Here is a 16,676-nt window from a genome sequence, read left to right on the forward strand (position 1 = left end):
TTTAAAAATTTCGCGCTTTTAGAGCACATCTGCGAGTTGTAAAACAGCACGCGCTTTTTTACGACCTTGCCTAGGCTTGCGCTAATGTCGCTTGCGAGTGAGAGCAGAAATTCCGCGTCGCGCATTACAAAGCGAGATTTTGCGTCGCGCATAAATAAAAGGACGTTGTAGCTTTTTAGATCCACGCCGAAATACGCGCCATATGAGCGCGAGCGCGTGAAGCTAGCGATATCTAGCGTTTGGAATTTTTGAAGCAGAAGCCCTTCACGAACGCAAAGTTTTGAAATTTTATCTAGCATCAAAATTTAAAATTTTATCGTCGTAGTAAAACGAGCTACCCGCGATAAAGGACTTATCATCGAGTTCGCCGTTTAGCTCGTAGATCGCTTGTCCCTCTAAATTTTCATTTACACGGATGACATAGCCGTTGCGCTCGATGATATACAGATAACCGCCGCTAAGCAACGCGCCGCTAAACTGCGCGAAGGTAAATTTACGCGATTTGATCAAATTTAGCCCGCGATCGAGTAGCTCGACTCTGCCGTCTTTTAAGAAAAGATAAATTCTATCGCCGCTAAAAATCACGTCTTTAATGTCTACATTATGGTTTTTATTGCCCGCAGGACTTACCAGCATTAGCCTAGTGGCAGTTACGGCATAAAGGTTATCGCCCTTGTTTTCTAAGGCAATAATGTTGTTAAAAAACGGCTGGTTGCTTACGACGAAATCGCGTGCCGAGCGCCCACCTACGTTTTCTGCGATGCTGACTAGTCCGTCTAACGCAGGATAAGCGATAAGCTGGTTGATAAATAGTGGTGACGCTACGCGCGAATCGATTGCGAATGCATCGCCTACTTTATGATCGAGTACCACTGCGCCCGAGCTTAGCTTGATAAGCATAATCGAATCATCACTCATCACTAAAGCTAAATCATCGCCGCGTATATTTGCACTTAGCGCTTGTCTGCCGAGGGCTTTTTCAAATTTTACGGCACCTGTGCTACCAACTACTTTAAGCGTGCCATTGATATCGGTTACGACGAAATTTCCGTCATATTCGCCTAAAAATTTCTCACTTTTTAAGACTTTGAAATTTTTTATCAATCCGTTTTTAGAGATGACTTCGCCGTCTTTTAGCGTAGCACCATCTTTACTAACCGCTACGATTTCCGACGGCAGCGAGCCGTTAAATTTCATATCGCCTGTGATGTTTTCGTCGCTAGGTTCGAAATACTGGCGCTTAGTCGAGCAGCCTAAAAATAAAAACGATAGTAAAAGCGTAAATATTAGCGTTTTTTTCATTATTTATTGCCTCCATAGTGTTTCAAAGCAAGTGCGATTTGACGGACTGGCGAGTTGAGTGGAATTTTATCTAGCTCTGCGTGAGCTTGCTCGATTTTGCCTTCTTTTAGCAGGTCGTAGCCCTTAAGCAAAGAATCGTAATCGGCGAGTAGCACTCCGCCTTGCTTGCCGTTTTGTAGATTTATTATCTCTTTTAGCATAACATCGATGCCTTGGGTATTTTCTAGCGCCGCTCGCTCGTCTGCAGAGCCGTTTTGCAAAATATAAAGAGCGTATAGATTTATATCTTTTTGCTTAAGCTCGGCTAGCTTAGCGTCATCGCGCTTGTTAAGCAGCTCGTCATAGATCGCATTAGCACTTGCTATGCGGCGATCGCTTAGAAATTCATTTGCGTAATATCCGATAAACGCCACGATCAAAACCGCAGCCAAAAATATCAGCGGCTTTTTGTATTTTTTTACGAAAATTTCACTTTTTATGACGCTTTCTAGAAACTGCTCTTCTGTGCCAATCTCTTTTTTCACGCCTTCGATGTCGTCTTTTAAAGCCAAAATTCAGTCCTTTGTTTGAGAAAATCGGCGTAATTGTAGCATAAAAAATTTTAAATACCGCCTAAGATAAAGAATTTTTATGATATAATGTCGCATTTATCAGAAAAAGGAAAGTTATGATAATAGACGATGCCTTGCTAAGCAAGCTGGAAAGGCTATCCGCTCTTAAAATTCCAGATGCTAAGCGAGAAGAATTTAAAGGGCAATTAAATAATATCGTAGATTTTGTGGAAATTCTAAATGAGCTGGATTTGCAAAGCGGCGAGGCGGCTATCACTACGCTAAAAGGCGGTACTCCGTTTCGCAAAGATATCCCACGCAAAAGCGACGTCGCAGAAAGCGTCTTAAAGCATGCTCCGCAGTCCGAAGGCGGCTACTTCGTAGTACCGAAAATCATAGATTGAAAGGAATCTTATGGAAGAAGTTCAAAGAAATTTAGTAGATATCGAAACCCTACTAAAAACCGTCGTTTTTAACAAAGCGAGCGACCTCCACTTAGTTTCGCGCTCGGCGCCTCAAATACGTATCGACGGAACATTGCGCCCACTTGCCATGGATCCGCTTAAGGGCACGGATATCGAGTATATCTGCTACGCGCTCATTACCGATGCTCAAAAAAGTGCGCTCGAGGAAAATAAAGAGCTTGACTTTGCGATCGAGCTTCCTAATATAGGACGCTTCCGTGGTAATTACTACTACACTATGAACGGCGATTTAGCTGCCGCATTTCGTATTATTCCTATCGATATTCCTAGCCTGGATGATTTAAAAGCCCCTACGATTTTTAAAGAGGTAGTCAAGCACGAAAAAGGTATGATTTTGGTTACCGGGCCTACTGGTAGCGGTAAATCAACTACTCTTGCCGCGATGCTAAACGAGATCAACGAAAAAGAGCGCAAGCACATCATTACCGTTGAAGATCCGGTCGAGTTCGTCCATACCAATAAAAAAGCGCTTTTCTCTCACAGAAATATTGGCACCGATACCCATTCCTACGCTAATGCGTTAAAATTTGCCTTGCGTGAGGACCCGGACATTATCCTAGTTGGTGAGATGCGCGATAGAGAGACTATCTCGATTGCCATTACCGCGGCTGAGACCGGTCACTTGGTATTTGGTACGCTACACACCAACTCCGCGATGCAAACGATCAACCGTATTATCGATAGCTTTGATGGTGGCGAGCAGCTCCAAGTACGAAATATGCTCTCCGTATCACTTACCGCGGTCATCTCGCAATCGCTTTTGCCAAAGCTTGGCGGTGGACGTATCGCGATCCATGAAATTTTGCTAAATAACAATGCCGTAGCGAATCTAATCCGCGAAAACAAGGTGCATCAAATTTACTCTCAAATGCAGCTAAATCAGCAATCTACCGGTATGATAACTCAAACTCAAGCGATGGTTAAAGCGATCCGTGCAAATCAAATTTCAAAAGACACGGCATTTAGGTATTCGACTAACCTGCAAGAGTTAATAGGCGTGGTGGGTGCTTGATGGAAGGTATTAATTGGTTCGACGTCGGCTGTTTAGTACTCGTAGTGCTCTTCGGACTGCGCGGTATCACCAACGGCATTGTAAAAGAAATTTTTGGAATTTTGGGTCTCATCGGCGGTCTTTTTGCCGCGATGCGTTATAAAACTATGGCAGGCGAGTGGATTGCAGCAAGAATTCCAGCTTTACAGAATGCAAACGGCGTACTTTCGGGTGATACGACGCAGGTTCTCATCGGCTTTATCGCTGTGCTTTTTGGCGTATGGATCTCGTGTCTGATTATAGGCGAAATCATTTCAAAATTCTTTAAATGGAGCGGACTCGGATTTGTCGATAAGATCGGCGGTTTCGTGTTTAGCGTAAGTAAAATTTTCTTGATTTTTGCAGTTATCGTTACGCTTGCAAGCGGTCCTATGTCGATGAATGAACAGACCAAAAAGTATTTTGAAAGCAGCAAAACTGCGCCGATTTTCTTAAAAATCGGAAATTGGATTTTAAATCTCAAAGACGATCCGAAGATCAAACAAAGCTTGGATTCTATTGGTTCTAAGATGGATGATAAGCTCTTAAAAGATCAAAATTCTACCGCCCGTATGAACTCGGATCAAAATCAAAGCACTGAACTTAGCGATTTTAACGCCAGTTCAGAAGTAAATTCTACAGAAAGGACGAAATTATGAATGCAAAAATCGAAAATTTAGAGTTTGACGCTCTAATTGTTGAGTTTAAAAAGGCGCTTGCCGCTAGCGGTCTAAAATATACCAAGCAGCGCGAGGTTTTGCTCCGCACGCTTTATAACAACAACAAACACTTCACGCCTGAGGCGCTTCACAACGAGATCAAAGCGAAATTTCCGGAGCTAAACGTAGGCATAGCGACGGTGTATCGTACCTTAAATTTGCTTGAGGATTCAGGTATGGCAACGTCGATCTCCTTCGGCGCGCAGGGTAAGAAATTTGAGCTTGCGAACAAGCCCCACCACGACCATCTAATCTGCAAAAGCTGCAATAAGATCATAGAATTTCAAGACGCCACTATTGAGCGAAAACAGCTTGCCGTCGCCAAAGAGCACGGATTTACGCTTACGGGGCACATGATGCAGCTGTATGGAATTTGCCCGGAATGTGCGACAAAAAGGAAGTAGATTGTTTGATAGCCAGTTAGAAATCCAAAGGATAGACAAGGCGTCGGAACTTCGGAATTTAGGGGCCAATCCCTATCCGCACTTTCTAAAAAAAGATATGAGCATAGCCGAGTTTAAAGAGAAATTCGGCTACATCACAGATACCGAGGATAAAAAAGCGAGCGAGGAGGTAAGCCTTGCCGGAAGGTTAAAGCTAAAGCGTGTCGCGGGCAAATCCACCTTCGCAAACATAGAAGATCAAAGCGGCAATATTCAAATTTATTACTCTCGCGATAGCATCGGCGAGGAGGATTACGCTAAATTTAAGAAAAATCTTGAAGTGGGCGATATAATTTTGGTGCGCGGATATGCTTTCGTCACCCAGACGGGCGAGTTTTCGATCCATGCTAGCAAAATAACGCTTGCATCCAAAGCGATCTGCCCGCTTCCGGAGAAATTTCACGGCCTAACCGACATCGAGATGCGCTACCGCCAAAGATACCTCGATATGATAATGAACCCAGAGATCCGCGCGGATTTTATTAAGCGCTCGATTATCGTTAGCGAGATCCGCAGCTTTTTTGAAAAGCACGGATTTTTGGAAGTCGAAACGCCGATGATGCACCCTATCGCGGGCGGCGCGAATGCTAAGCCTTTTATCACTCACCACAATGCCCTAGACGTCGATCGCTACTTGCGTATCGCGCCGGAGCTCTATCTTAAGCGCCTCGTCGTAGGCGGCATGGAGGCGGTCTTTGAGATCAACCGAAACTTCCGCAACGAAGGTATGGATCTGACGCACAATCCGGAATTTACCAGCATAGAATTTTACTGGGCGTGGCATGATTATAACGACGCGATGAACCTAACCGAGGAGCTATTTAAAGCGCTATTTAAGAGGCTCGGGCTAGGCGAAATTTTAACCTACGATGAGCGCGAGATCGATTTTTCAAAGCCTTTTGCGCGCATAAAGTATCTCGACGCGCTTACGCAGATAGGCGGCATCGAGCCGCAGATCGTAAATGATCGCGAAAAGATCATCGCCAAACTCAAAGAGGATAAATTTGAAGTCAATGAAAAGCTCGATCTCGGCCACCTACAGAGCGAACTTTTTGATAATTACGTAGAAGCCAAGCTCATAAATCCGACCTTCATCGTGGATTTTCCGATCTCGATCAGCCCGCTTTCGCGCAGAAGCGACGAAAATCCGCAGATAGCCGAGAGATTTGAGCTCTACATCGCGGGCAAGGAGCTTGCAAACGCCTTTAACGAGCTGAACGATCCGCTCGATCAATACGCTAGATTTAAGGCGCAAATCGACGCCAAAAACGCGGGCGACGACGAGGCGCACGAGATGGACGAGGATTACGTCCGCGCGCTTAGCTATGCGATGCCCCCGACTACTGGCTGGGGGCTTGGAATCGATCGCTTGGCGATGATTTTGCTGAATAAAAAATCAATTCGCGACGTGATTTTGTTCCCTGCGATGAGGCCGCTAAATTTAGAGAAGGAGTGAACGTGTCAAATTTAGAAAAATTCGATAATGAAATTTTTAGTTTAACCAACAAAGAGCTTGCCCGCCAGTGCGATTATTTAGAGATGATCGCGAGCGAAAATTTCACCTATCCCGAAGTGATGGAGGCGATGGGCTCGGTGCTAACGAACAAATACGCCGAGGGCTATCCCGGCAAGCGCTACTACGGCGGCTGCGAGTTCGTAGATGAGATTGAGCAGATCGCGATCGATCGCTGCAAAAAGCTCTTCGGCTGTGAGTTTGCAAACGTCCAGCCAAACAGCGGCAGCCAAGCCAACCAAGGCGTCTATGCCGCGTTTTTGAAGCCGGGCGAGAAAATTTTAGGCATGGCGCTTAGCCACGGCGGGCATTTGACGCACGGCGCAAAGGTTTCAAGCAGCGGAAAGATGTATGAGAGCTTCGAATACGGCGTGGAGCTTGACGGCCGCATAAATTATGATAAGGTGCTTGAGATCGCTCAGATCGTAAAACCAAAGATGATCGTTTGCGGCGCGAGCGCCTATACGCGCGAGATAGATTTTGCTAAATTTAGACAGATCGCAGATAGCGTGGGCGCGTTTCTTTTCGCCGATGTAGCGCACATTGCTGGGCTCGTCGTCGCAGGAGAGCATACTAATCCGTTCCCGCACTGCCACGTCGTAAGCTCGACAACGCATAAAACGCTTCGCGGTCCGCGCGGTGGCATTATAATGACCAACGACGAAGAATTTGCTAAAAAGATCAACTCAGCGATCTTTCCGGGTATCCAAGGCGGCCCGCTAATGCACGTCATCGCCGCAAAGGCGGTGGGCTTTAAACACAATCTAAGCCCCGAGTGGAAGGTCTATGCCAAGCAGGTCAAGGCAAACGCTAGAGTTTTGGGCGAAACGCTGGTTGGGCGCGGCTTTGATCTCGTTAGCGGCGGCACCGATAACCATCTGATTTTAATGAGCTTTTTAAATAGAGATTTTAGCGGCAAGGACGCTAGCGCGGCGCTTGAAAATGCAGGCATTACGACGAATAAAAACACCGTGCCGGGCGAGACGCGCAGCCCGTTCGTCACCAGCGGTATCCGCGTCGGCAGTCCCGCACTTACGGCGCGCGGCATGAAGGAGAAAGAATTTGAGTTTATCGGAAATAAAATCGCCGACGTGCTAAGCGACATCTCAAATTCCAAGCTTCAGGCGCAGGTCAAAGAGGAGGTGCGAGATTTGGCGCACCGCTTTATCATCTACGATCGCGCGATGTATTAAATTTAATAAATTCGGGTAAGCTTACCCGAATTATTTATTTCGTAAATTTTGCGTGGTAGAATTTACAAAGTAAATAATAATCTTAGGAGAGAGTATGAACGACAAAAATTTCGATATGAGCAGTATAGACGACATAGTGATCAATAGTGGCAATGTCGATAAGAACGCAAATTTAAAAAAAGGTCTTACCGTCGCGGCCGGCGTCGTAGTTTTATTCTTAATAATTTTAATCATAATGAAGGCTATTAATAAAGACGATATTGATACTAACGCAGGTCTTACTATGCCTAGTGAAGAAGAGCTTGCCAAAGCGGAGCAAAAGCCTGCCGTACAAGTTCAAAAACCTGAGCCTTCGCAGCCTGAGCCTGTAGAAGTGAAATCAGAACCCAATACAGCATCTGCAGCTCCAACCAAAGTAGAGATAAAAACCCAAGAGCCTAATTCAGAAAGCAAGGTCGTCGCAAGCGCTCAACCTGAAGCACAGAAAGTAGAAATCCAAAAGCCCGAAATCAAAGAAGAGCCAAAAAAATCCGAAGTTAAAATAGAAAGTAAAAAGATTGAGCCTAAAGACGAAGCCAAAAAGTCTGAAAAAACGGACGTAAAAAAGTCCGAGCCTAAGAAAGAATCTGCAAAAGACGAGATCAAAAAAGAACCTTCTAAAACCGAAATTAGAAAAGTCGAGCAAAAAGTAGAGCCTAAAAAAGAACCTGAAAAACAAGCAAAAACAGAAGTTAAAAAAGAGTCTTCAAAAACGGAAGTTAAAAAGGAACATGTTAAAGCTGAGACCAAGAAAGAGCCCGCTAAGCTCGAGCCTAAAAAAGAAGCCAGCAAGCCGGAGTCTAAAAGCGAGAGTATAAAAGCAGCTGGCGTTGCAGCAAAGAGTACAAGCACCAGCGTGGCAAACGGTAGTTATGTGCAGGTTTTCGCATCTAATGCCTACGATCCAAACGGGTCTGACACCAAAAAAATCACTAAAAAAGGCTACAATCCGATCGCTTTACAAACTCACGTCGGCAGCAAGAGCGTGACTAAAATTTTAGTTGGACCTTTTGAGGGCGAGGCGCTACAAAAGGCACTTAGCGATATGCGCAGCATCAATAGTGGAGCGTATATCTACCGAGTGAAATAGTGGACAGATTTGCGGTTTTCGGCAACCCGATCGCCCACTCTCTCTCGCCGCTACTTCATAATTACGCGATAAAATTTTTGGAGCTGGACGCCTACTACGGGCGAGTTTTGCTGCAACGCGGCGAGGAGCTGCGAGCTAAATTTGAAACTTTAGGGCTTACGGGCGCGAACGTGACCGTGCCTTTTAAGCTCGACGCATTTAAAGCATGCGACATCCTAAGTGAGGCGGCTAAGCAGATCGGCTCGGTAAACACGCTAGTGCTAAAAAGCGACGCGCTGCACGGCTTTAACACCGACGCGCAAGGCTTTTTCTGCGCGATTTTGGGCTTTGGTGAGATTCGCAATGCGCTTATTTTAGGTGCGGGCGGCACGACGCGAGCGATCGGCTACGTGCTAGGCGAAAACGGCGTGAAATTTGACATCCTAAATCGCAGCGCAAAAGATTTTGACTTCGGCTGCGAGGAATTTTTTACCTATGAAAATTTTAGATCCAAAGACTATGATCTGATCGTCAATGCCACCGGCGCGGGACTCAAAGATGACGCGCTGCCTGCGCCCGAGGGGGTAATAGATGAAATTTTATCCCGCGCAAAATTTGCTTTTGATGCGATCTATGGTAAGCAGACTCCATTTTTACAAGCCGCGCGCGCAAAAAATCTACCCGCAAAAGACGGCAAAGAGATGCTGATAAATCAGGGCGCGCTTGCTTTCAATCTCTTTTTCGGCGGCAAATTCGACTTAGTAGAGATTGTGGCGCTGATGAGCCATGCTGCAAATTTACGCTAAATCGACTCAATTATCCGTCCAGTCTAATGAAATGTTTTAAATTTTGCATGGAGTTAGTTATCCGTTCTTAAATTTCGTATCGTGTAGCTTTGGGCGTTTGATTTTAAAATTCTTACGTCTGCTTTCAGCTGAGGCGCGTTAATTTGTCTACAAAAAATTCTGTTTAAAATTGCTACGAATTAGGCATAAAGATGCTTGGTAAAGTCTCGCGCATTTTTCTGCTCGTTTCTTGGATGTTCTATTCTAAAATTTTGCGACGAATCTAAACTAAAATTTTGTGCAGTTTAAGTAAAATGTGATTGTTTGTGAATTATACAATAAAACTTTACTTGAGCGAGAATGACGCAAGACCGAGGTGTTTATTAAAAAGATAAAATTGCTACCAAAATTTCAAAATTTAAAGCTAAATTTTAATTAATTGTTATACAATAAAAAATATAAACTAATAATTGCTAAAGGTTAAAATTTGATGTTTTTCGGCAAAATTTTAAAATTTTACGCGCATGGATTCGCTTCGATGAAGCTTGGCAAAACGCTATGGGCGGTGATTTTGATCAAGCTATTTATAATTTTTGTGCTACTTAAATTTTTCATTTTCGACGAAAATTTAGATTCTAAATTTAAAACCGATCAAGAAAAAATCGATTTCATCTATAAAAATTTGACTAAGGAGTAGGAATGCAAGAGCTTGCTAGCGTGGATTGGTCGAGGGCGCAGTTTGCGCTCACGGCGCTTTATCACTTTCTTTTCGTGCCCCTAACGCTGGGGCTTAGCTTTATCGTGGCGTTTATGGAGAGCCTGTATGTTGCGACCGGTAAGCAGGAGTGGCTCAAGATCACTAAATTTTGGCTGCGCCTTTTCGGTATAAATTTCGCCATCGGCGTCGCGACGGGCATTATAATGGAGTTTGAGTTCGGCACCAACTGGGCGAATTACAGCTGGTTCGTGGGCGATATCTTCGGTGCGCCGCTTGCGATCGAGGGCTTGCTCGCGTTTTTCTTGGAGGCTACCTTCTTTGCGGTAATGTTCTTCGGCTGGGACCGCGTGAGCAAGAAATTTCACCTTCTCTCGACCTGGCTCGTGGCGATCGGATCAAATTTAAGCGCATATTGGATCCTAATCGCGAACGCCTGGATGCAAAATCCGGTGGGTACGAGCTTTAATCCAGATACGATGCGCAACGAGATGAGTAATTTTTTAGATATCGCGCTATCTCACTTCGGAGTGGCTAAATTTTTACATACCGTCGGCGGCGGCTACATTACCGCGGCGCTATTCGTGCTTGGAATTTCGGCGTTTTATATGCTAAAAAACAAAGACTTCGCGCTTGCTAAAAAAAGCTTCATCGTAGCGGCAAGCTTCGGTATGCTAAGCTCGCTTTTCGTGCTATTTAGCGGCGACGAGAGCGCCTATCAGGTCGCGCAAAAGCAGCCGATGAAGCTTGCGGCGATGGAGGGTCTGTATAAAGGCGAAGTAAATGCAGGCATCGTCGCGGCTGGAGTTTTAAATCCGAGCAAACTTCCCGGAGATGATAAGGAGCCGTTTTTATTTGAGATCAAGGCGCCTTACGCGCTAGGACTAATGGCTACGAGAGGGCTTGATAATTTTACTCCGGGCATCGATGATTTGGTATTTGGAAACGAAAAATTCGGCATCGAAGGCGCGGATAAAAAGATCGAAAAAGGCAAAATCGCCCTGCAAGCGCTAAAGGATTACAAGCTCGCCAAAGACGCGAATGACACCGCGGCGATGCAGCAAGCGCGCGAAATTTTATTCGGCAACCAAAATATGCAAAATTTAGGCTACGGCTACCTTGACGACGCGAAGCAGATCGTCCCTCCGGTGGCGCTTACCTTTTACAGCTTCCACGTGATGGTGGCTTTGGGAAGCTATTTTATCTTGCTATTTTTCGTGACGCTATTTTTAGCGATGCGAAAGAACCTCGCCGAATACAAGAAAATTCTATGGCTTTGCGTATTTAGCATCCCTCTGGGATACGTCGCGTGCGAGGCGGGCTGGATCGTGGCCGAAGTAGGGCGCCAGCCGTGGGCGATACAAGATCTTATGCCGGTGGGCGTCGCGGCTACGAGCCTGGCGGGAACGAACATAATGATCTCGTTCGCGCTCTTTGCGGTTTTATTTACGGTTTTATTCATAGCCGAGATAAAGATCATGCTAAAACAGATAAAGATAGGATTTTAAGATGCACGAAATTTTTCAAATTTATTGGTGGTGCGTGGTTGCGCTTCTGGGCGGAATTTTAGTTTTTATGCTCTTCGTGCAGGGCGGTCAGACGCTGCTTTTTACGCTGGCGAAAAATGAGACCGAGAAGGATTTTATAATAAATTCCATCGGCAAGAAATGGGAGCTTACGTTTACTACGCTCGTTATGTTCGGCGGAGCGTGCTTTGCGGCGTTTCCGCTATTTTATGCGACCAGCTTCGGCGGGGCGTATTGGGCGTGGATGGCTCTGCTTTTTTGCTTCATAATCCAAGCCGTCGCTTACGAATACAGAAAAAAGCCCGATAATTTCTTGGGTGCTAAAACTTATGAAGCTTTTCTTTTCATAAACGGCTCGCTGGGCACGATCCTGCTCGGTATCATCGTCTCTACGCTTTTTAGCGGCAGCGAGTTTGCGCTGGGCGATAATAATTTCGTGCAGTGGAAAAATCCCGCTCGCGGACTTGAGGCGCTAGCAAATCCGTTTAATTACATCTTGGGAGTTGCGTTATTTTTCTGCGCCAGAACGGGAGCGAGCTTATATTTGATGAATAATATCGCTGAGCCCGAAATGATCGCCAAGCTCAAAGCCTCGCTTAAATTTAACGCTAGTGCGTTTTTGGTATTTTTCATCGCGTTTTTGGCGTGGGTCTTGCTAAAGCAGGGCTATGCAGTAGGCGCCGGCGGCGTCGTAAGTCTCGAGAGTTTTAAGTATCTGCACAATTACCTAAGCCTGCCCGCGGCGCTAATCTTGCTGTTGCTAGGCGTTGTGCTGGTGCTGGTGGGGATATTCAAAGGCACATTTACAAGCAGCGTGCGCGGAGTATTTTTCTACGGCATGGGCGTCGTATGCGCTGTAACGAGCGTATTTTTGATCCTAGGACTAAATCACACGGCGTTTTACCCGTCAAATTTCGACCTGCAAAGCTCGCTTTCGATAAGCAACGCAAGCTCGAGCCTCTATACGCTTAAGACGATGTTTTACGTATCGTTTCTAGTGCCTTTCGTGCTGGGTTATATCAGCTATGTTTGGCGCGCAATGGATGCGAAGAAGCTTGATAAAGAGGAGCTTATAAACGAGCATTATTAGGCGCGCCCGCTCTAGCGCGGCTTCCGCGCGCCGTGTGGCGGCGAGAAGCTGCTTGCGTGCGCGGCACTGCGTACTTTTGCGCTTGGTTAAATTTCATATCGGTGGCGCTTTTTACGCGCCGCATTTATAAAAAATTTTAAGGATTAAAAATGGTCAAATCTTTAGTTTTCATCGCGATTTGGATGATCTTGCTAATCGCGAGCTATAAATTTATAAAGCTAAACATTACTCATCAAGAAAAAAGAGAGCAGTAAAAGCGTAGAAATTTTAAAAGCTTGCGGCCCGGAATTTCGCTTTAAATTTAGAAAGTGAAATTCCGGCGGAAGATGCGGGCGAAATTTTATCTAGCCCTTGTAGTCGATATTTTTTTCAAACTCTTTAAGTCGCATATGGATTGAGCGCAGCTCCGTGATCGTCGTCCAGTTATTCATAAAAATACTAAAACTTCCGCGCACTTGATTAAAGGCGTTGCTCACCTGCACCAGTACGCCTAAAGTGATCGCCTGAGTAAAAATACCAGGACCGACCAAAAAGTAAGGCACTAAAATTAAAATTTGAGAAAAAGAGCGAAGCCATAGATCGAAATAACAAAGATGCAAATATAACTTGTAATAGTTATGCTTCAGCTTAGCAAACAGCCCCCCAACTTGCTCCTGCCCTCCATAGTTGATCTTGTCGTCCTCGGCTAAAACTAACTCTTTTCTAAACGCCGCTTCTACCTTTTGGTTGTCGTATTCCAGGCGCGGCAGGTACCAGCCCACTAACCACGAAATGATAAGTCCGCCGATGCTGACTCCCAGTGCGATCCATACGAGAGAGCCCGGTGTTTCGTTTAAAAAAGGTATCTTGACCTTTGCGCTAAGCTCCCAAAGCACGGGGATGAACGCGATTAGCGTTAAAATCGCAGATAGCACTCGCGAACCGATATCTTCTAAGATGCGCGCAAAGCGAAGAGCGTCTTCTTGGATACGCTGCGAGCTTCCCTCTACGTCGTGTTCGACATTTTTCCAATATTTAAAATATGAAAACGTAATCGCCTCGCGCCATTGAAACACCCAGAGTCTAACGACGTACCTCTCAAGAACGCCCACTAAAACTAAAGGGATGGCGATCCACAAAAATATAAACATCTGATTCCAAAAATCGTCTATGGTGTGGTTTTTGGCGTCTTGAGCCAGATCGTAAAAGGAGCGGTTCCATTTATTGTATTGCACCATCAGATCCACTTCAAAAATTTGCACCAAAATAATAAAAATTAGACCCGAATAAGCAAAGAATGCGTATTTTTTACTCTTAAAAAACGATGAAAACATTAAATTCCTTTATTCTTTCGGTTGTGTTTCTTGCGGCTTTGTATCGCTGCTTGTTTTTGGATTTAAAATCGCCGTAAATAGCCTATCGCTTAGCATCTGCGCGGCTTCTTGCACATCCGCGCTTTTTACCGCATTTATGCTTGCCGCGTAGCTTTTTTCGTCATAGAGCGGATAGCCGTAAAGCTCGTGCGCAGTGATATTAGCAAGCCAAAAATCATTCGTCTGTGCAGCTCTTTTGGTCGATAGAATTTGAGCTTTTTTGAAATTTGCCAGCTCGCTATCTTTTGCGCCCGAGCTTTCGATCTGCTTTAAAATTTCACTCACGCTTGCTGCAACCGCACTGGCGTCTTTCGGCTCGGTAGAAAACGATACGTTCAAGCTCGCTGCGATTTGTGGCTCACGCACATAGGCGCTATGCACCATCGCTGAGTAAATTTGTCCGCGCGCCTCGCGGATCTGCTCGACGATACGATTGCTTAGCACGCTTTTTAACGCTTGAAATTTATAAGTGTCTGCAAAGTCGAAATTTTGCAGCTCATAGTTTGAAAAAATCATCCGAACTTCGCTTTTATCACTATCGCCATAATCTTGCACAATCTCGCCGCTAGAAGTATTTAGCATCAAAGTTTTAGGCGTAGCGCTGCTTGTGCCGGGCTTTAGATTGCCGATATATTTGGCTAGAATTTGTTTCGCGCGCGCAGGCTCAAAATCGCCGCTAAGCACAAAGATAAAATCTCCAACACCTGAAAAAATTCCATCCGCATCGCGCTGTAAATCGGCAAGATTTGCGCTCTTTACGTCATCTGCGCTAAGCGGCTGCTTGCGAGCCATATCTCCTGAATATAGCGATTTTAAAATTTGCTCGCCGAATTTAAATTCTGCCGTCTCGTCTCGTAGCGCAATCGCCGAAAGCGCGTCGGTTTTGTATTTTGTAAGTGAGCTTGCATGAATTAGCGGCTCGCTAAATCTCGCGTAAAGCTCGTGTGTCATCGCCTCCAGATCCGCTCCTGCGCCTCTAAAACCGCAGTCTGCGTCATCCATCCTAAATCTTAGCTTATAATCAAATTTTGAGGTCAAACGTCCCGCCTCGTATTCGTTTAGCTCGCCTATGGTGCCTGAGTTTAGCAGCGCGGTTAGAATTTCGCCACGAGCCTTGCCGAAATGCGCGTAGCCGCCTTTTTTAACGGCTGCAAGGGCGATTTTATTTTTCTCGCTTTTAAGGGGTTTTAAAATTACGCGAGCGCCGTTTTTAAACTCCAAAATTTCAGTGCCGCTAGCGCCTTTTTGCGCTTTAAATTCCGCCTCTTTTAAATCTGCTCCCGCAAGTTGCTTGGAAGCAAGCTTCGAAGCAGCGAAATTAAACGGCACCGCTTTTTCGTAGAGCAGCTCCGCGTCTTTTTGGCTAATGCCTAAATCCTTTGCCGAGATAATCTCCGTAAATCTCGCTCCATCCGTTATCTTTGAGAAAAATTTATTAACATCCGCTAGCGTTATTTCTTCTAAGACCTTGAGGCTTAGATCGTGCTCGTCTTGCTTGCTAAGCTTTACATTGCCGTTTTGTACGAAATCAAGTAGCGCTTCTATTTGCGCACTTTGTGTATCGTTTTTAAGCAGATCGGCTTGCACTTGATGTTTAAATTCCGCCTTAACGCTATCAAAATCGTCATTGTTAAATCCGTGTTCGCGTATCCCTTTGATCGCGCTAAAAAGACTACTTAGCGTGGCGTTGGCATCGAAATTAAAAATATTTGCGCTTATGCTGTATAGTCTGCGGTTTTTAAACAGATCGTCCGAGCCGAAATAGGCTTTAAGCGGAATTTTAGCATTCACATTCATCGCGTCGTATCCAAGCTCCATCAGCCTCGATACGTAGGCTTGCAGCCACTCATTTTTAAGCGCACCGTAGCTTCTTAGCGGCTCATATTTGCCTGCGTAAAGCACGCTAGCGACATTAGTGCCGAGCTCGGGCTCTACGGTGCTTGCTAGCCCGCCTTCAAATGGGCGTAGACTAAGATCGCGCGGGATTTTTTCGCCGTGCGCAGAAAGAGAGCTAAAATTTTGCTTGATTAGGTTTTTAATCTGCTCAACGTTTACGTCGCCCACGACTATGATGCTAATGGCGCTAGGAAGGTAGTTGCGCGCATAGAATTTTTTTAGTTGCTCGCCGGTGGCGCCTTTGATAATTTCATTTTGTCCGATCGGAAAGCGTCTGGAAAATATGGAATTAGGGTATAAATATGTGGCGCGCTTTTCGTAAAAGCGCCTCTCAAAGCCTTTTTTTGCTTCCTCTAAGATGACGCCTTTTTCCTTTTGCGTTTCGTTCTCGTCAAATTTCACGCCGCCCGCATAATCGCGCAGTACCAAAAATACGTCCTTTAGCGTCTCATCGCTTACTTGGGCTTGGATGTTGTAGGTGGTGTTTTCAAAGCCAGTCTGTGCATTGAGATCCGCGCCGAATTTTACTCCCAGACGCTGCAAGGTATGGACTAGCTCGTTTTTATCGAAGTGTTCGCTGCCGTTAAATGCCATATGCTCGACGAAGTGCGCTAAGCCCTGCTCGTCGTCATTTTCATCGACACTGCCCGCGGCTACGTTGAGGTAAAAAAGCGCGCTATTTTTTGGCACGTCGTTTTTGAGGATATAAAATTTCACGCCATTTGCTAGCTCGCCGTGCACGACGCTAGGATCGAGCTTAAGCGGTGCATCTGGGTTGATATCTGCGGAGTAAAGGCTCAAAGAGCAAAGTAGGGCGGAGATAAAAAATATAAGCTTTTTCATAATTGTCCTTGGATTTAAAAACTTGCGATTGTAACAAAAGCTAGTTTAAAGTATGATTTTGCGAGCTTTGTTATGGGTAAAATTTTGCCAAGGATTTGGGATTTTACTTGCGGTTTTGAAATTTT

General features: G+C 45.3%; 16 protein-coding genes. 11 read left to right on the forward strand and 5 right to left on the reverse strand.

Going from position 1 to position 16,676, the window contains the following annotated elements; translation table 11 throughout:
• The 3 genes from Q0174_RS10355 to Q0174_RS10365 all read right to left on the reverse strand — a co-directional run.
• A partial coding sequence (locus tag Q0174_RS10355) for a hypothetical protein (protein ID WP_298043813.1) occupies nucleotides 1-302 on the reverse strand: 302 nt, incomplete at its 3' end.
• Nucleotides 289-1,302, reverse strand: coding sequence for an L-seryl-tRNA selenium transferase (locus Q0174_RS10360; RefSeq protein WP_298043815.1), 1,014 nt, complete (start codon nucleotides 1,300-1,302; stop codon nucleotides 289-291). The genes Q0174_RS10355 and Q0174_RS10360, both read right to left, overlap by 14 nt.
• Nucleotides 1,302-1,853 (reverse strand): hypothetical protein, encoded by a 552-nt coding sequence (locus Q0174_RS10365; RefSeq protein WP_297883045.1) that lies wholly within the window; start codon nucleotides 1,851-1,853, stop codon nucleotides 1,302-1,304. The genes Q0174_RS10360 and Q0174_RS10365 overlap by 1 nt, the downstream gene beginning before the upstream one ends.
• Before the next feature lie 116 nt (nucleotides 1,854-1,969).
• Between Q0174_RS10365 and gatC the strand changes: the two genes are divergently transcribed.
• The 11 genes from gatC to Q0174_RS10420 all read left to right on the forward strand — a co-directional run bounded on the left by gatC (nucleotide 1,970) and on the right by Q0174_RS10420 (nucleotide 12,460).
• Nucleotides 1,970-2,257 carry an Asp-tRNA(Asn)/Glu-tRNA(Gln) amidotransferase subunit GatC gene (gatC, locus tag Q0174_RS10370; protein ID WP_291939991.1) on the forward strand — a complete coding sequence of 96 codons (288 nt, stop codon included), beginning with the start codon at nucleotides 1,970-1,972 and terminating at the stop codon, nucleotides 2,255-2,257.
• A gap of 10 nt (nucleotides 2,258-2,267) precedes the next feature.
• On the forward strand, nucleotides 2,268-3,350 hold the full coding sequence (locus Q0174_RS10375) for a type IV pilus twitching motility protein PilT (protein WP_005871218.1): 1,083 nt from the start codon (nucleotides 2,268-2,270) through the stop codon (nucleotides 3,348-3,350).
• Complete coding sequence (locus Q0174_RS10380) at nucleotides 3,350-4,027, forward strand: CvpA family protein (RefSeq protein WP_298043817.1); 678 nt, start codon at nucleotides 3,350-3,352, stop codon at nucleotides 4,025-4,027. The genes Q0174_RS10375 and Q0174_RS10380 overlap by 1 nt, the downstream gene beginning before the upstream one ends.
• Nucleotides 4,024-4,491, forward strand: a complete 468-nt coding sequence (locus Q0174_RS10385) for a Fur family transcriptional regulator (protein WP_298043820.1) — start codon at nucleotides 4,024-4,026, stop codon at nucleotides 4,489-4,491. The genes Q0174_RS10380 and Q0174_RS10385 overlap by 4 nt, the downstream gene beginning before the upstream one ends.
• A gap of 1 nt (nucleotide 4,492) precedes the next feature.
• Nucleotides 4,493-5,986 carry a lysine--tRNA ligase gene (gene lysS, locus Q0174_RS10390; RefSeq protein ID WP_298043822.1) on the forward strand — a complete coding sequence of 498 codons (1,494 nt, stop codon included), beginning with the start codon at nucleotides 4,493-4,495 and terminating at the stop codon, nucleotides 5,984-5,986.
• Between the two features lie 2 nt (nucleotides 5,987-5,988).
• Nucleotides 5,989-7,236: a serine hydroxymethyltransferase gene (locus tag Q0174_RS10395; RefSeq protein ID WP_298043824.1), complete on the forward strand. Its 1,248-nt coding sequence runs from the start codon at nucleotides 5,989-5,991 to the stop codon at nucleotides 7,234-7,236.
• 94 nt (nucleotides 7,237-7,330) lie between these two features.
• Nucleotides 7,331-8,365, forward strand: a complete 1,035-nt coding sequence (locus tag Q0174_RS10400) for a hypothetical protein (protein ID WP_298043827.1) — start codon at nucleotides 7,331-7,333, stop codon at nucleotides 8,363-8,365.
• Nucleotides 8,365-9,150, forward strand: coding sequence for a shikimate dehydrogenase (locus Q0174_RS10405; protein ID WP_298043829.1), 786 nt, complete (start codon nucleotides 8,365-8,367; stop codon nucleotides 9,148-9,150). The genes Q0174_RS10400 and Q0174_RS10405 overlap by 1 nt, the downstream gene beginning before the upstream one ends.
• 469 nt (nucleotides 9,151-9,619) lie before the next feature.
• Nucleotides 9,620-9,826, forward strand: coding sequence for a DUF4492 domain-containing protein (locus Q0174_RS10410; protein ID WP_005871229.1), 207 nt, complete (start codon nucleotides 9,620-9,622; stop codon nucleotides 9,824-9,826).
• Between the two features lie 2 nt (nucleotides 9,827-9,828).
• On the forward strand, nucleotides 9,829-11,352 hold the full coding sequence (locus Q0174_RS10415) for a cytochrome ubiquinol oxidase subunit I (protein WP_298043832.1): 1,524 nt from the start codon (nucleotides 9,829-9,831) through the stop codon (nucleotides 11,350-11,352).
• A gap of 1 nt (nucleotide 11,353) precedes the next feature.
• The gene (locus Q0174_RS10420; protein WP_298043835.1) at nucleotides 11,354-12,460 is read left to right on the forward strand and encodes a cytochrome d ubiquinol oxidase subunit II; all 1,107 of its coding nucleotides are present in this window, start codon (nucleotides 11,354-11,356) and stop codon (nucleotides 12,458-12,460) included.
• 344 nt (nucleotides 12,461-12,804) lie between these two features.
• Here the strand turns inward: Q0174_RS10420 and Q0174_RS10425 are convergent, their stop codons facing one another.
• Nucleotides 12,805-13,773, reverse strand: coding sequence for a putative transporter (locus Q0174_RS10425; RefSeq protein WP_298043837.1), 969 nt, complete (start codon nucleotides 13,771-13,773; stop codon nucleotides 12,805-12,807).
• A 9-nt stretch (nucleotides 13,774-13,782) separates the two neighbouring features.
• The gene (locus tag Q0174_RS10430) at nucleotides 13,783-16,551 is read right to left on the reverse strand and encodes a M16 family metallopeptidase (protein WP_298043840.1); all 2,769 of its coding nucleotides are present in this window, start codon (nucleotides 16,549-16,551) and stop codon (nucleotides 13,783-13,785) included.
• Between the last annotated feature and the right edge of the window lie 125 nt (nucleotides 16,552-16,676).

The organism is uncultured Campylobacter sp., assembly GCF_937996225.1.
Classification (GTDB): domain Bacteria; phylum Campylobacterota; class Campylobacteria; order Campylobacterales; family Campylobacteraceae; genus Campylobacter_B.

Coding starts and splice junctions, on each gene's coding strand:
- Q0174_RS10425 (WP_298043837.1), bottom strand. CDS start 13,773: ATGTTTTCATCGTTTTTTAAGAGTAAAAAATACGCATTCTTTGCTTAT.
- gatC (WP_291939991.1), top strand. CDS start 1,970: ATGATAATAGACGATGCCTTGCTAAGCAAGCTGGAAAGGCTATCCGCT.
- Q0174_RS10375 (WP_005871218.1), top strand. CDS start 2,268: ATGGAAGAAGTTCAAAGAAATTTAGTAGATATCGAAACCCTACTAAAA.
- Q0174_RS10415 (WP_298043832.1), top strand. CDS start 9,829: ATGCAAGAGCTTGCTAGCGTGGATTGGTCGAGGGCGCAGTTTGCGCTC.
- Q0174_RS10400 (WP_298043827.1), top strand. CDS start 7,331: ATGAACGACAAAAATTTCGATATGAGCAGTATAGACGACATAGTGATC.
- Q0174_RS10420 (WP_298043835.1), top strand. CDS start 11,354: ATGCACGAAATTTTTCAAATTTATTGGTGGTGCGTGGTTGCGCTTCTG.
- Q0174_RS10430 (WP_298043840.1), bottom strand. CDS start 16,551: ATGAAAAAGCTTATATTTTTTATCTCCGCCCTACTTTGCTCTTTGAGC.
- Q0174_RS10360 (WP_298043815.1), bottom strand. CDS start 1,302: ATGAAAAAAACGCTAATATTTACGCTTTTACTATCGTTTTTATTTTTA.
- Q0174_RS10385 (WP_298043820.1), top strand. CDS start 4,024: ATGAATGCAAAAATCGAAAATTTAGAGTTTGACGCTCTAATTGTTGAG.
- Q0174_RS10380 (WP_298043817.1), top strand. CDS start 3,350: ATGGAAGGTATTAATTGGTTCGACGTCGGCTGTTTAGTACTCGTAGTG.
- Q0174_RS10410 (WP_005871229.1), top strand. CDS start 9,620: ATGTTTTTCGGCAAAATTTTAAAATTTTACGCGCATGGATTCGCTTCG.